This is a genomic window from Micromonospora sp. NPDC050495, assembly GCF_040655175.1.
GTDB lineage: Bacteria > Actinomycetota > Actinomycetes > Mycobacteriales > Micromonosporaceae > Micromonospora.
In genome coordinates, this window is the sequence record NZ_JBFAJK010000009.1 from 34228 (window position 1) to 48650 (window position 14423).

Consider the following 14423-nt stretch of genomic DNA (forward strand, 5'->3'; position numbering starts at 1 on the left):
GTGAGCCGGGTTTGCGAGCCCCGCAGTCGCGAACGAAGGGGGGCTCAGTGAGCGCGAGGAGTGAGCCGGGTTTGCGAGCCCCGCAGTCGCGAACGAAGGGGGGCTCAGTGAGCGCGAGGAGTGAGCCGGGTTTGCGAGCCCCGCAGTCGCGAACGGAGGAGGTCCAGTGAGCGAATCCGATCGGCTGACGCCCGATGAGCTGCGGCGCCTGTTCCTCTTCGAGTCGCTGACCCCGGAGCAGCTCGCGCACCTGACCGAGCACGGCCGGGTGGAGCGGCGCCGGGCCGGCGAGGCCGTCTACGTCGAGGGTGAGCCGGCGAGCTGCTTCTACGTGCTGCTGCACGGCACGGTCACCCTGCGCCGCCGGGTCCAGGGCGACGACATGGAGATCAGCCGGACCAGCCAGCCCGGCGTCTACGGCGGCGCCATGCAGGCGTACGTGGGCGACCTGGCCGAGCAGCGCTATCTCAACAGCATGTTCGCGGTGACCGACTGCGCGGTCTTCGCGCTCCCCGCCCAGATCATCGCCGAGGCGATGCGCGGCTGGTTCCCGATGGCCACCCATCTGCTGGAGGGGCTGTTCATCGGGATGCGTAACTCGCAGACCATCGTCGGCGAGCGGGAACGGCTGCTGGCCCTGGGCGCCCTCTCGGCCGGGCTCACCCACGAACTCAACAACCCGGCGGCGGCCGCGGTGCGGGCCACCTCGGCGCTGCGCGGCCGGGTCGCCAAGATGCGGCACAAGCTAGCCATGATCGCCGACGGCCGGCTCGACGGCCGGCGCCTGCACGACCTCGTGGCGCTTCAGGAGGAGGCGGTGAAGCGGGCCGCCGCCGCACCGGCGCTGCCGCCGCTGGCGGCCAGCGACGCCGAGGACGAGCTGGCCGACTGGCTCGACGACCATGGCGTACGGGGCGGCTGGGAGCTGGCCCCGACGCTGGTGGCCGGCGGCATCGACAGCGGCTGGTTGCGCCAGGTCGACGCCGCGGTGGGCGCCGACGACCTGGAGTCGGCGATCCACTGGATCACCTACACCATCGACACCGAGCTGCTGATGGGCGAGATCGATGACGCGGTCGGCCGGATCTCCGGGCTGGTCGGGGCCGCGAAGCAGTACTCCCACCTGGACCGGACGCCGTATCAGAGCGTCGACGTCCACGAGTTGCTGGACGCCACCCTGGTCATGCTCCAGGCCAAGATTCCCGCCGGGGTGCGGGTGGTGAAGGAGTACGACCGGGGCGTGCCGCCCGTGCCGGCGTACGCGGCCGAGCTGAACCAGGTCTGGACCAACCTCATCGACAACGCGCTCGGCGCGATGGCCGGGGACGGCACGCTGACCATCCGGACCGGTCGCAAGGAGGACCGGTTGATCGTGGAGATCCGGGACACCGGCGCCGGTATCCCGCCGGAGATCCGGTCGCGCATCTTCGAACCGTTCTTCACCACGAAGCCGGTGGGCGAGGGGACCGGCCTCGGGCTGGACATCTCCTATCGGATCGTGGTGAACAAGCACCACGGCGACATCCGGGTGCGGTCGGAGCCGGGCGACACGCGGTTCCTCGTGCTGCTGCCGCTCGACCCGGCGTAGCGCGGCCGGCGTCGACCAGCGGCGGCGACCGGCGGCGGCGACCCGGCGACGGCGACTGGCGACGGCGACCGGCGGCGGCGACTGGCGACGGCGACCCGGCGGTGGCGGCGACCGGCGGCGGGGCGGAGCGGTCAGAAGAGCGTCAACGGGCCCACCGGCGCCGGTTCGGGCAGCGGCGCGACCTCGGGCAGCCGCGCCCGGACCTCGGCGTGGAACCGGCGGGCCAGCTCCGGCGCGTCGGCGTTGTCCGGGGTGTGCACGAACACCGTCGGGGAGCGGCCCTCGCGCAGCCAGCCGGTCACCACGTCCAGCCACGGCTGCCAGCCCTCGACCGTCCGTGCGGGGTCGTCCCGGCCCAGGTAGCGGACGATCGGCCGGTCGGTCAGCGCGCGGGTACGCAGCGCCGTCCGCGGCTTCCTGGTCCACGCCTCCCGCTCCGCGTCGCTGGTCGGCGGGGTGCGGAAGAACGCGGTGGTGTCGAACGGGATCCACTCCGCGCCGACCGCGCCGAGCGCCTCCTCCACCGTCCGCGCGGCCCGGGGGTCGGTGAAGAAGGCGGGGTGGCGCAGCTCGACCGCGTACCGGTGGGCGGTGGGCAGCCCGCGCAGGAACCGGGTGAGCGCGGGCACGTCGCCGGGGCCGAACGAGCCGGGCAACTGGATCCAGAGGGCGTGCGCCCGGGGCCCGAGCGGCTCGATAACCGCCAGGAACTCCCGCAGGTCCTCGTCGGCACCGGTGAGCCGGCGCTCATGGGTGACGGTCCGGGGCAGCTTGAGCACGAACCGGAAGTCCGGGTCGGTCTGCCCGGCCCAGGAGGCCACCGTCTCCCGGGGCGGGGTGGCGTAGAAGGTGGTGTTCCCCTCGACCGCGGTGCACCAGCCGGCGTAGGCCCGCAGCCGCTCGTGGGCCGGCAGCGGGTGCGGCAGGAACCGGCCCGACCAGGACCGGTGTGTCCACATGGCGCAGCCGACGTGCAGGCGCATCCGACCCCTCCCACCGCTCGACGCACCCGGCGCGGTGCCCGCGCCGCGGCTACCGTATCCGCCCGGCCGGCCGGGCGGTCGCACGGTCGCTACCCGCGTGCGCCGCCGTCGGTGAGCAGCGGTCCGGCGGCCCGGCGGCGCTGCTGCTTGACCAGGTAGAGCCGCTGGTCGGCGGTGTGCAGGAGCTGGTCGAGGCTGTCCCCGTCGTAGGGTGCGGTGGCCGAGCCGACGCTGACCCCGGCGAAGCCGCGTACCGCCGCTTCGATCCGCGCCGACGCGGTGCGGGCGGACGCGGTGTCGGCGTCGGTCAGGACCACCACGAACTCGTCCCCGCCGATCCGGGCGATCGCGTCCTCGGCGCGCAGCACGTCCCGGGTCACCGCCACCACCCGGCGGAGCAGGTCGTCCCCGGCGGCGTGCCCGAGGCGGTCGTTCACCCGCTTGAAGTCGTCGAGGTCGAGGCAGAGCAGGGACGGCCCGGGCCGGCAGCCGTTGCGGAACGCCACGGTCGCGAACTCGGCCAGGCCGCGCCGGTTCAGCGCGCCGGTCAGCGGGTCCAGGGAGGCCAGGGCGCGCAGCTGGGACCGTTGCCGGGCCAGCGCCCGGGTCTGCGCGGCGCTGACGGAGATCAGGACCAGCATGCCGGCGAGGTAGACGAAGACGTGGCCGGGCGGGGCCGGCCGGCCGGTGGCGGCGACCGCCAGGTACGACCCGATGGTGAGCACCTCCAGCGCCAGCATCAGCCGCAGCTGGGGGGTGTGGCTGGCGACGAAGACGGCGGTGGTCACGAAGCCCAGGGCGGCGGGCGAGGCCACGCCGCCGTCCCAGTGCGCGCCGAGCGCGGCGATCACCAGGGTGAGCACGAGCAGCGTGAACGAGACCCGGTAGCCGGAGGCCTTGGTGGTGACCCGGGTCGCCGCCCAGCACCCGACCAGTCCCGCGACCAGACCGGACCCGTACCCGGTGAGCATCAGCGCGCGGTGCGGCTCGGTGAGCGTGAGCAGACAGTATCCGACGGCGACCGCGTACGAGACCACGTGCAGGGCCGCGCTGAGCACGGTGCGCCGGCGGCGCTCGATCACCCCGGCGTCCACCGGGCCCGGGGCCTTCTGTGACGCGCCCCGCCACGGGCACGAGGTCGACCGGCCGCGCCGGCCACCGGTGCGGCCACCGGTCGGATGAGGCACCTCACCACGACGGAATTCAATGGCGCGGGTCGGCCGGCCGTCAATAGCGGAACCGGTAACTCTCCGTTCCTTTCACGGACCGCGATTTTCGGCTCACCCTCCGCGCCGGGCCGCCGCCCGGCGCGGTCGGGCCCGGCACGGCCTCAGGCGCGGTGGTCCGGCGCGGCACGGCCTCGGGCGCGGGGTCACCAGCGGCGACGCCGGGCCGGCCGGGGTGCTCGGGAGCGGGCACGCTGCCGGTCGGGGACGCCTCGACCGCCCGGTTGCCCGGACCGGCCGTCCCGGACCCGACGCGGTGCCCGGCGGGAAAGCCACCGGCCCCGACGACCCAGGCCGGGGTCGCGTGGCCGGTCCAGGTCGGGGAAGCGGGCGGCGATCTGCGCCGGCAGGGCACGCGGGGGCGCGGTCGGGGAGCCGTCGCCGGCACGGACGGGGTACGGCGGGGCCGCCGCCGGGCCGGGCAGTGGGCTCGGCGCCGGGCCGATCAGTGGGGTCCTGGCGGGCCATGGTTCCGGCAGGGCGACGGTGTGCCACCGGCCGTCGAGTGCGGCCGGCAACGGGCGCGGCCCGAGCACGGCCTCGAGCCGGCTGCCGGCCGGGGTGAGACCGGCGAGGACGGCTTCGATCCGGTTGCCGGTCGGGGTGAGACCGGCGAGGACGGCTTCGAACCGGTTGCCAACGGGGGTGGACGTGGGCCGGGACTCCCGCCCGGTGCGGGGTACGGACATGGACGCTCGTTTCTCGGGACGGAGGCAGGGTCGCGCCGCGCCGGTCAGCGGCGCGGCGGCCGGCAGGCAACGGGGTGCGCGGCCGGCGGGCAACGGGGTGCGCGGCCGGCGGGCGACGAGGCGCGGCGGCCGCCCCAGCAACGGGGTGCGGCGGCCGGCGGGCAACGGGGTGCGTCCGTCAGAACGTCATGGCCCCACCTTCGCGGAGCCGGCGGGGCCCGGCAACCGGGTTTTGCGCGCGCCGGCCTCGCCGCGACCGGGGCCCGCGAAGTATGAGGCGGGCTAAGCGTTTTGTCGAATATAGGCGTTATGTCTAGTTCGGCTCACTAAGCTCCACGGTGTCAGCCAGCCGCCGACCGGGGCCTGTGGCGTTGCCCGGGGCGAGCTGGGCGCTGTCGGCCGAGCCCACGAAGATGCGTGAGTCACGATGAAGGACGCGGACACCATGGTCCTGCCCCGGCTCGGCCCGGGGGAGACCGGCGTCGAGGACCCCTGGGACGAGGACATCGCCCCCCGGGGCGGCCCCGCCCCCGGTCTGTCGGGCAGCGGCCGACGCCGCTGGCGGGTCGCCGCCTGGCTGGTGCCGGCGCTGCTGATGGGCGTGCTCGGCGCCCTCCGGCTCGGCGGGACCGGCCGGCGGGCCGACGAGCTGCCGGCCTGGCGGGCCGCCCGCGCGCCCTGGCCGGACGACTGGACGGTGCTGTACCGGGACGTCGACGCGGTCACGCCGTACCACCTGCTGATCCGCGCCTGGGCCGGCCTGGTCGGCACCTCGGAGCCGGCCCTGCGCGTACCGTCGCTGCTGGCCATGATCGCCGCCGCGGCGCTCGTCGGCGCGGTGGCGGCCCGGGTGTTCACGCCGGGCGCCGGCATCCTCGCCGGCACGCTCCTCGCCCTGCTGCCGACCGCCTCGCGCGCCGCGGGCGAGGCGCAGCCGTACCCGCTGGTCCTGCTCGCCGCGGTGCTCGCCACCGGGGCGCTGCTGGCCGCCCTCGACCGGCCGGGCCGGTGGCGTTTCGTCGGGTACGGCGGCGCGGTGCTCGTCCTCGGGCTGAGCCACCCGGTGGCGCTCCTGCTGCTCGCCGCGCACGGCTGGACGGTGCTCGCGTTGCGGCGCCGGGTGGCCGGCCGGTGGCTGGCGGCCGCGGCGCTGGGTGCGCTGCCCGGCGCCGGCCTGCTCTGGCTGGCGGTCCGGGCGGGCGGGCGGATCGGCCCGCTGGCCCGGCCCGGCCTGGACGCGCTCGCGGCCGCCCCGGGGGTGCTGTTCGGGGTCGCCGCGCTCGGCGCGGTGCTGCTCGGGCTCGCGCTGTTCAGCCTCCCGCTGCGCTACCCGGGCGCCGTCTTCACCGCCTGGGCGGTGGTGCCGCCGCTGCTCCTGCTGCTCGTCGCGCAGGCCACCCCGGCCTGGTCCGCGCCGGTCCTGCTCTTCACCCTGCCGGCGTGGGCGACGCTCGCCGCCGCCGCGCTGTCCCGGGTACGCGCCCGCTGGTCGGTGCCGGTGCTGGCGGTGATCGCCCTGATCGGCGCGCCGGCACCGCTCGACGGCCGGACGGGCGACGGGCCCGCGCGGGCCGTGGGCCACCCCGCCGAGGTCACCGCCGGGTGGCCGCCCGAGGCAGGCCGCCCCGCGCCGTATCCGCCGACCACCGCCCGCTGACCACCCGCCCGCTCCACGCCGGAGTTTCGCAACCCTTGGAGAGAACGTGGCCGTCGCCGCCGATCCACGCCTGCCCCGCACGGTCTCGCCGGGCACCAGGGACGCGCGAACCCCGGCGATCCCGGTGCCGCCGTCGCCCGACCCCGGCCTGGACCGCCGCCGCCGCAACATCCGGGCCCGGCTGGCGTACGCGGCGTGCGGGGCGACCGCCGGACCCCTGGTCGCGCCGCGGCGGCCGGACGCGGCCGTCGAGTTCCGTCCCGTCGCCTCGCCCGCGGCGCGCCTGGTCCTGACCCTGCTCGTCCTGGTCAACAGCGCCGCCGGGCTGCTCTTCGTCGGCTGGCTGCTGCTGCCGGCGCACGTGCCCGGGGCGGGCGTCACCGGGCCCGGCGGGTGGCAGATCCTCGCGGCCCGGCTCGGCTTCTGCGTCGTCGTCGGGGTGGAGCTGATCCGCCTCGCGCAGAACGTGGTGGTCTGGATGTTCGCCTTCCACGCCCGGGACCCGGTGCCGGTGGACCCGCCGGTCGGCCTGCGGGTCGCCCTGCTCACCACGATCGTGCCCAGCAAGGAGCCGCTGGACGTGGTCGAGCGGACCCTGCGCCGGCTGCGCCAGATCGTGTACTGCGGGCAGGTCGACGTCTGGATCCTCGACGAGGGGGACGATCCCGCCGTCCGCGAGCTGGCCGCCCGGCTCGGCGTACGCCACTTCAGCCGCAAGGGCCGGCCCGAGTACAACCGGCCCAGCGGGGAGTTCCGGGCCCGCACCAAGTCGGGCAACCACAACGCCTGGCGGGCCGAGCACGAGGAGCACTACGACGTGGTGGCCAACGTGGACCCCGACCACGTGCCGCTGCCCAACTTCCTCGAACGCACGCTCGGCTACTTCCGCGACCCGGACGTCGCCTTCGTGGTGACGCCGCAGGTGTACGGCAACATGCACCAGAACTTCGTCGCGCACGGCGCCTCGGTGCAGCAGTACCTCTACAACGGCCTGATCGCCCGGGGCGGCAACGGGCTGGACGCGCCGCTGCTGACCGGCACCGGTCACCTCTACCGGCCGGCCGCGTGGCGGACCATCGGCGGCTACCAGGACTCGATCATCGAGGACCACCTCACCAGCATCCGCGTCCACGCCGCGACCAACCCGCGCACCGGCAACCAGTGGAAGGGTGTCTACACCCCCGACGTGGTCGCCATCGGTGAGGGCCCGACGTCCTGGGCGGACTACTTCAACCAGCAGAAGCGCTGGGCGGCGGGCATCTGCGAGATCATCGTCCGCCCCGAGCTGCGCGCGCCGCGGGAGCTGCCGTCCCGGCGGCGCTGGCAGTACCGGCTGCTGCAGTTCTACTACCCGAGCGTGGCGGTGAGTTTGCTGCTGGGCAACCTGGCCACGGCGATGTACCTGCTCACCGGGGTCAGCGCCGCCCAGCTCGACGTGACCGTGTGGTCGGTGTTGTGGAGCGCGACGATCGGCACCTGGTTCCTGCTCTGGCTCTGGCTGCGCCGGTTCAACATCGCCCCGCACGAACGGGAGGAGATCGGCATGGTCGGGATGGCGCTGGCGCTGTTCGCGGGGCCGGTGTACGTGGCCGCCGGGTGCACCGCCCTGCTGCGCCGGAAGTTGGGCTTCGTGGTGACGGCCAAGGGGAAGCTGCGCACCAGCGAGTCGATCGGCACGTTCCGGCTGCACCTGGCCTGGGCGGCCGTTGCCGCCGCCCTGCTCGTGGCGAGCTTCCCGCTCGGCCACGCTGCACCGCTGCTGCGGGTGTGGCCGGCGCTGACCCTGCTCACCGGGCTCGGCCCGCCGCTGATCGCGCTCGCCGGCCGCCTCCGCGCCGGCCGCGAAGGCCCCGACGACCGCGCCGAGCCGGCACCGCCCGGCGATCACGCCGAGGCGGTACGGCCCGACGACCGGAGCGAGCCGGTGCCGCCCGGCGATCGCGGCGAGCCGGTGCCGCCCGGCGTGGCGGGGGAGCGGCCGGCGCCGGTGGCGCGGGTGGCGGGCGAGGGGGGTGTGCCGTGCTGCGGCTGACCGTTCCCCGGGTGGTGCTGGCGCTGGTCGGCCTGCTGCTGCTGACGTACGCCTTCGCGGTGGCGCCGGCCACGGTGGCCGGCGGTCGGTCGGACCAGGCCGGCGGCCGGCTCGCCCGGCCGACCCCCGGTGTGGTCGCGCCGGTCGAGTCGAGCCCGTCGCCCGCACCGCCGCCGCCGGTCTTCCCGCCGGCCGGCCGGACCTTCGTCGGGGTGATGACGGACAAGGGCCCGCACGACTTCCGGCCGCTGGACCGGTTCACCACGGCCGCGAAGCACCGGCCGCAGGTCATGCTCTTCAGCGAGGGGTGGGCGACCGCCACCTTCGACCGGGCGCTCTTCGACCGGATCAAGGCGCGCGGCATGATGCCGATGCTCGGCTGGGAGCCGTGGAACTACCGGATCGACCAGACGGCCCGGAAGCAGAAGCTCACCGCCCGGCAGATCGACCGGCTCCGGGCCAACCAGCCGGGCTACCGGCTGGCCCGCATCGCCGACGGGCACTTCGACAGCTACCTGCGCTCCTGGGCGGTCGGCATCCGGTCGCTCGGCTACCCGGTGGCGATCCGCTTCGCCCACGAGATGAACGGCGACTGGTACCCGTGGTGCGAGCTGACCAACGGCAACCGTTCCGGCGACTACGTGAAGGCCTGGCGCCACGTGCACGACGTGTTCCGCCGGGCCGGCGCCACCAACGTCACCTGGGTGTGGAGCGCGAACGTGCGGTGGAGCGACACCACCCCGCGGCTGGCCACGTACTACCCGGGCGACGCCTACGTGGACTGGGTCGGTATCACCGGCTACTACGGCACCGGCGCGTTCTCCCGGTACCTCTCCTTCGACGCGATCTTCAAGCGGACCCACGCCGAGATCCGCACCTTCACCCGCAAGCCCCTGGTCATCACCGAGACCGGCGCCTCGAACGGCGCGGGCCGCAAGGCCGAGTGGATCAAGCAGGCCTTCCGGACGCTGCCCGCGTACCCGGACATCATCGGGCTGATCTGGTTCGAGGTGAACAAGGAACTGGACTGGCGGATCGTCAGCTCGCCCGCGGCGGCGAAGGCCTTCGCCCAGGGCGTCGCCGCCGCCCGCTACGACGTGCGGTGGTCGCCGGAGATGGTGCCGCGCGCCACGACGACCGGGCGCTGACCGGGCCGGCGGCCAGTCCACCACCTTGTCCAGGAAGGCGGCCTGGACGCCCTGCTGCGGAACTGGCCCCGCTGAGCCGCCGGCGGGGTCGACGAGCGTCGACATCGGGCCGCCGGGTCCATAGACTCCGGTCTTTCTGGTACCACGAGTCCAGGGAGGACCCAGGTGTCGAGCACAACCCGGCCGCACGCCGTCCCGCCGCTGCTGTCCCGCCTCGCCGGTGTGGCGGTGGTCTCCGCCGCGCTGGTGGCCACCGGCGGCGCCGCGATCGCCGCGCCACCCGCCGAGCCCGCGCCCACCAAGGGCCCGTGCGCGTACACGCCGACCCCGGACGAGCCGGCCGCGCGGCCGGTGCCGCTGCCGCCGGACCCCCGGCACACCCCCGACCGGGGCACCGTCCGGGTCACCCTGCGCACCAACCAGGGCCCGATCGGGCTGACTCTCGACCGCGAGCAGGCGCCCTGCACCGTGCAGAGCTTCCTGCACCTGGCCCGGCACGCGTTCTACGACCGGACGCCCTGCCACCGGCTCACCGCGTACCCGACGCTGACGGTGTTGCAGTGCGGCGACCCGTCCGGCACCGGCGAGGGCGGGCCGGGCTACCGGTACGCCGACGAACTCCCCACCGACCTGCCGCCGGCCCCGACCGACCCGACCGGGGTGCGCCGGCTCTACGCCCGGGGCACCCTGGCCATGGCCAACGCCGGCCCGGACACCAACGGCAGCCAGTTCTTCCTGGTCCAGGCCGACTCGGCGCTGCGCCCCAACTACACCGTCTTCGGCACCATCGACGCGGCCGGACTGGCCACCCTCGACCGGGTCGCGGCCGGCGGCATCGCCGCCACCCCCGAGGACCCGGCGCCGGTCGACGGCGCGCCGGCCCACCCGGTCGAGATCTACCGCGCCAAGCGGGGCCGCTGACCCGGACGGACCACCGGCCGGGGCGGACCTCGCCCCGGCCGGCCGTGGATCCTGGTTCCCGGTGCCGAGTCCCCCGTCCCCGCTGACCTGACCGTCCGGCGCGCCCGACCGTCGGCGTGCCTGCCCGGCCGGCGCGCCCGAGCGTCCGTCCGGCCGTGGACAGCGGACGGGGCCGTCCCCGCCGTGGCGGGGACGGCCCCGGGCCGGGGACCGCGCGGTCAGCCGACCGAGGCGGGGAAGCGCTGCCAGACCCGGTGCGCCGCCATCAGCGACTGCACGTCGGCGAGGACGTCGCCGCCGGAGTCGCCGGACACCACGCCCGGCGTGCCGGCCACGCCCGCCTGGCGCAGCACCTCGGCCCCAGCGCCCCAGGCGCCGATCGCCTTGGCGTGCCGCCAGGCCTCCTCGACCAGCAGGAGCACCCGCGGATCCACCGTCTCCGAGCCCGCCGCGCCGGCCTTGGCGTCCCGGGCCGGCAGCGCGTCCGGGGCCGGTGCTGGGGCGCCGGCCAGCAGGATCGCGTCGAACTCGACCGACCGGGCGGTGGCGAAGCTGCGCTGCACCGGGGTGCCGCGTACGGCGCCGCCGTGCGGGCCGATCAGCAGCGGGACCATGCCGGCGCTGAAGACCGCCATCCGGACCTGGGCGACGTCGTCCAGGTCGCCGTCCGGGTCCACCACGATGCCGACCATCCGGCCGTCGGCCGGCCACTCCCGCCCCACCTGGGACAGCGCCGGGCTGGGCTGGACGTCGGCGAGCGGCACGGTCGGCTCCGGCGCGGGCAGCCCGAGACCGGCGGCGACCTGGGCGCAGAGCACCGGGTCGATGTTGGCCAGGCAGCGCAGCTGCCGCTCCCGGATCTCCTGGCGGTAGCACTTGCCCAGCTCGAAGGTGTAGGCGCGGATGATGTGCTCCCGCTCCACCGGGGACATGCTCAGCCAGAAGAGCCGGGCCTGGCTGAAGTGGTCGTCGAAGGAGGCCGGCGCGGCGCGTACCTTGGGCGCCTCGGCGACTGTCACCGGCACGTCGACGAACGCGTTCTCCCGGTCGCCGGCGGGGAACGGGTTGCCCCCGTCGAGCGAGTTCGGCCGGTACGGCGCCACCCCGGCGTGCACGGCGTGCTGGTGGAAGCCGTCGCGCAGCATGTCGTTGACCGGGGCGTGCGGGCGGTTGACCGGGATCTGCGAGAAGTTCGGCCCGCCGAGCCGGGTGAGCTGCGTGTCGACGTACGAGAAGAGCCGGCCCTGCAGCAGCGGGTCGTTGGTGACGTCGATGCCCGGCGGCAGGTGGCCGACGTGGAAGGCGACCTGCTCGGTCTCGGCGAAGAAGTTCGTCGGGGTCCGGTTGAGCACGAGCCGGCCGATCGGCTGCACCGGCGCCAGTTCCTCCGGCACGATCTTCGTGGGGTCGAGCAGGTCGATGCCGGCGAAGGTCTCCTCGGGGGTGTCCGGGAAGACCTGGATGCCCAACTCCCACTCCGGGTACGCGCCGGCCTCGATGGCGTCGTAGAGGTCGCGGCGGTGGAAGTCCGGGTCCACCCCGTTGATCAGCTGCGCCTCCTCCCAGACCAGGGAGTGCACCCCCAGCTTGGGCTTCCAGTGGAACTTGACCAGCACGGTCTCCCCGGCGTCGTTGACCAGCCGGAAAGTGTGCACGCCGAACCCCTCCATGGTCCGGTACGAGCGGGGGATGCCCCGGTCGGACATGTTCCACATGGTGTGGTGCTGCGCCTCGGTGTGCAGGGAGACGAAGTCCCAGAAGGTGTCGTGCGCGCTCTGCGCCTGCGGGATCTCCCGGTCCGGGTGCGGCTTGCCGGCGTGGATGATGTCCGGGAACTTGATCGCGTCCTGGATGAAGAAGACCGGCATGTTGTTGGCGACCAGGTCGAAGGTGCCCTCGTCGGTGTAGAACTTGGTCGCGAAGCCACGGGTGTCGCGCACGGTGTCGGCGGAGCCGCGCGAGCCGAGGACCGTGGAGAACCGGACGAAGACCTGGGTCTCCCGGCCCTTCTTGAGGAAACCGGCCCGGGTCAGGGGTTCGGCGGTGCCGTAGCCGGTGAACACCCCGTGCGCCCCGGTGCCGCGCGCGTGCACCACCCGCTCGGGGATGCGCTCGTGGTCGAAGTGGGTGATCTTCTCGCGGAAGTGGTGGTCCTGGAGCAGGATCGGCCCCCGCGGGCCGGCCTTCAGCGAGTGGTCGGTGTCGCGCAGCCGGGCTCCCTGGGAGGTGGTCAGGTAGGCGCCCTGCTGCCCCTTCGCGGTCGGCGGCACGCCCGTCTCCGCGCCGGTCGGGGTCCGGGTCTCCGGCGTGCCCTGCTCCTTCTTCAGCGGCAGCGGGTCGTGCGGCGTGGTCGGCTCGTCGACCGTCGGTGGGGCGCTGCCGGGCGCGCCCGGGACGTCCGGGGTGAGGACGTCGGTCACCTTCTCCGCGGCCGTCTCGACGGCGGCCTTGACGGCCTTGGCGGGGTTGTTGCGGTCCATCAGGGCGGGTCCCTCTCGTTGTGCGGATGGCCAGGCCCTTGGCCCCCTACCCCCAGCCGGATGGGGCAAACCAGGCGTACCACCCGGTCCGGACGCCGGCGGCTCGGCTCGGCTCGGCCCCGGGGCGACCGCCGGGCCGGTGCCCGCGCCGGCCGTCAGCCGCCGCGCCGTCAACCGGCGAGCCGGGTGGCGAACGCGTCGGTGGCCCGCAGCAGCTCCCGGGCGATGCCCGGTTCCGCCGCCGAGTGGCCGGCGTCCGGCACCATCCGCAGCTCCGCCTCCGGCCAGCGCCGTGCCAGGTCGTACGCGGACACCGGCGGGCAGCAGAGGTCGTAGCGGCCCTGGATCAGCACGGCCGGCAGGTGGCGGATCCGGTCCACCCCGTCGAGCAGGTGGTCGTCGCCGGTGAAGAAGCCGCCGTGCCACGCGTAGTGGGACAGGATCCGGGCCACCGGCAGGGCGTGCTCGTCGGCGGTGAAGTGGGCCAGCAGCCCGGGGTCCGGGCGCAGCGCGGAGTTCACCGCCTCCCACCGTCCCCAGGCCGCGGCGCAGGCCCGGGCCTCGGCCCGGTCCGTCCCGTGCAGCCGCCGGTGGTACGCGGCCAGCACGTCGTACCGCTCGTCGGGCGGGATGGGCGCGACGAACCGGGCCCACTCCTCGGGCTGGAGGTGGTGCAGGCCGTGCTGGTAGAACCAGTCCCGCTCGGCCCGGCGCAGCAGCAGCACGCCCCGCAGGATCAGGCCGGTCACCCGGGTGGGATGGGTCTGCGCGTACGCCAGGCCGAGGGTGACCCCCCACGATCCGCCGAACACCAGCCACGCGTCGATGCCGAGCCGCTCCCGGATCACCTCCAGGTCGGCCACCAGGTGCCAGGTGGTGTTGGCGTGCACCGACCCGCGCGGCGTGCTGCGGCCCGCGCCGCGCTGGTCGAGCAGCACCACCCGGTACCGGTGCGGGTCGAAGAACCGCCGGGCCGCCGGCACCAGGCCGCCGCCTGGTCCGCCGTGGAGGAAGACCGCCGGTACGCCGTCCGGCCGGCCCACCTCCTCCACGTACAGCTCGTGGCCGTCGCCGACGGCGATCCGGTGCGTGGCGTACGGCTCGATCGGCGGGTACAGGATGGGGTCGGTGGCGTCCATGCCCGGTCATCCTGCCCGCTGCCGGGCCGTCGTGTGGGGGCGGTCAGCAGGCGATGCCGCTGCCCAGGCCGTCCAGCAGGGCGTCGGCTACCCAGCCGGACACCCCGGTCGTGGTGTCCCGGAGGTAGGTCCAGGTGTAGGTGGTGTGGCCGTTCGCGGCGACCCGGTCGCCGCTGCGGTAGCAGTGGAAGTCCACGTTGTGGCTGAGCTGCCCGTAGCCCGCCGAGGCGCAGGTGGTGTGCGGGCCGGAGCGGATGTTGACGTTGCTGCCGTTGAAGAGCTGGCCGTACGCGGTGTCGATGTTGCTGTGGGCGTGACTGCAGCTCGCGCTCGCCGGCGCCGCCCCGGTGACCACCGCGACGCCGGTGCACCCGGCGGCCAGTGTGACCGCCGCGGCGATCGAGGAAACCTTCCGCATCTTGATCAACCCCCCGAAGTCGGAAGCACACGAAAAGTGATCAGAATATTTGCATACTTCAACGTGTGGGGGCAAGGGGCCGAGGGCCGGGTGGCTCCTGACCGGCCTCCGGACGGCACCCGACCGGCGTCCCTGCGGGAAC

The 14423-nt window shown here is 74.9% G+C and carries 11 protein-coding genes; 5 read left to right on the forward strand and 6 right to left on the reverse strand.

Annotated elements, in window-relative coordinates; genetic code table 11:
* The first annotated feature begins 166 nt into the window (after positions 1-166).
* Complete coding sequence (locus AB0I11_RS12390) at positions 167-1588, forward strand: ATP-binding protein (RefSeq protein WP_357317888.1); 1422 nt, start codon at positions 167-169, stop codon at positions 1586-1588.
* Between the two features lie 131 nt (positions 1589-1719).
* Here AB0I11_RS12390 and AB0I11_RS12395 read toward each other — a convergent pair whose 3' ends face one another.
* From AB0I11_RS12395 to AB0I11_RS12405, 3 genes are all read right to left on the reverse strand, one after another.
* Positions 1720-2547, reverse strand: a complete 828-nt coding sequence (locus AB0I11_RS12395; protein WP_357318240.1) for a DUF72 domain-containing protein — start codon at positions 2545-2547, stop codon at positions 1720-1722.
* Between the two features lie 113 nt (positions 2548-2660).
* Positions 2661-3653 carry a GGDEF domain-containing protein gene (locus tag AB0I11_RS12400; protein WP_357317891.1) on the reverse strand — a complete coding sequence of 331 codons (993 nt, stop codon included), beginning with the start codon at positions 3651-3653 and terminating at the stop codon, positions 2661-2663.
* Between the two features lie 290 nt (positions 3654-3943).
* Positions 3944-4486, reverse strand: coding sequence for a hypothetical protein (locus AB0I11_RS12405; RefSeq protein ID WP_357317894.1), 543 nt, complete (start codon positions 4484-4486; stop codon positions 3944-3946).
* Between the two features lie 427 nt (positions 4487-4913).
* On the opposite strand from AB0I11_RS12405, the gene AB0I11_RS12410 reads away from it, so the two are divergent.
* From AB0I11_RS12410 to AB0I11_RS12425, 4 genes are all read left to right on the forward strand, one after another.
* A complete protein-coding gene (locus AB0I11_RS12410) occupies positions 4914-6143 on the forward strand; it encodes a glycosyltransferase family 39 protein (RefSeq protein ID WP_357317897.1) in 1230 nt (409 codons plus the stop codon).
* Positions 6144-6189: 46 nt separating this feature from the next.
* Entirely contained in the window at positions 6190-8175 is a 1986-nt protein-coding gene (locus tag AB0I11_RS12415; protein ID WP_357317901.1) for a glycosyltransferase family 2 protein, read from the forward strand.
* Positions 8163-9323, forward strand: coding sequence for a glycosyl hydrolase (locus AB0I11_RS12420; RefSeq protein ID WP_357317904.1), 1161 nt, complete (start codon positions 8163-8165; stop codon positions 9321-9323). The genes AB0I11_RS12415 and AB0I11_RS12420 overlap by 13 nt, the downstream gene beginning before the upstream one ends.
* Before the next feature lie 165 nt (positions 9324-9488).
* Positions 9489-10244 carry a peptidylprolyl isomerase gene (locus AB0I11_RS12425; protein WP_357317908.1) on the forward strand — a complete coding sequence of 252 codons (756 nt, stop codon included), beginning with the start codon at positions 9489-9491 and terminating at the stop codon, positions 10242-10244.
* A gap of 218 nt (positions 10245-10462) precedes the next feature.
* Here the strand turns inward: AB0I11_RS12425 and AB0I11_RS12430 are convergent, their stop codons facing one another.
* The 3 genes from AB0I11_RS12430 to AB0I11_RS12440 form a co-directional block, all read right to left on the reverse strand.
* The gene (locus AB0I11_RS12430; protein WP_357317910.1) at positions 10463-12724 is read right to left on the reverse strand and encodes a catalase; all 2262 of its coding nucleotides are present in this window, start codon (positions 12722-12724) and stop codon (positions 10463-10465) included.
* A 170-nt stretch (positions 12725-12894) separates the two neighbouring features.
* The gene (pip, locus tag AB0I11_RS12435; protein ID WP_357317913.1) at positions 12895-13863 is read right to left on the reverse strand and encodes a prolyl aminopeptidase; all 969 of its coding nucleotides are present in this window, start codon (positions 13861-13863) and stop codon (positions 12895-12897) included.
* A gap of 43 nt (positions 13864-13906) precedes the next feature.
* Positions 13907-14281, reverse strand: a complete 375-nt coding sequence (locus AB0I11_RS12440) for a hypothetical protein (RefSeq protein ID WP_357317916.1) — start codon at positions 14279-14281, stop codon at positions 13907-13909.
* Positions 14282-14423: the final 142 nt, after the last annotated feature.

Excerpts from the sequence above, each read along its gene's own strand:
- AB0I11_RS12395 (WP_357318240.1), bottom strand. The coding sequence starts at position 2,547 with ATGTGGACACACCGGTCCTGGTCGGGCCGGTTCCTGCCGCACCCGCTG.
- AB0I11_RS12405 (WP_357317894.1), bottom strand. The coding sequence starts at position 4,486 with ATGTCCGTACCCCGCACCGGGCGGGAGTCCCGGCCCACGTCCACCCCC.
- AB0I11_RS12410 (WP_357317897.1), top strand. The coding sequence starts at position 4,914 with ATGAAGGACGCGGACACCATGGTCCTGCCCCGGCTCGGCCCGGGGGAG.
- AB0I11_RS12430 (WP_357317910.1), bottom strand. The coding sequence starts at position 12,724 with ATGGACCGCAACAACCCCGCCAAGGCCGTCAAGGCCGCCGTCGAGACG.
- pip (WP_357317913.1), bottom strand. The coding sequence starts at position 13,863 with ATGGACGCCACCGACCCCATCCTGTACCCGCCGATCGAGCCGTACGCC.
- AB0I11_RS12440 (WP_357317916.1), bottom strand. The coding sequence starts at position 14,281 with ATGCGGAAGGTTTCCTCGATCGCCGCGGCGGTCACACTGGCCGCCGGG.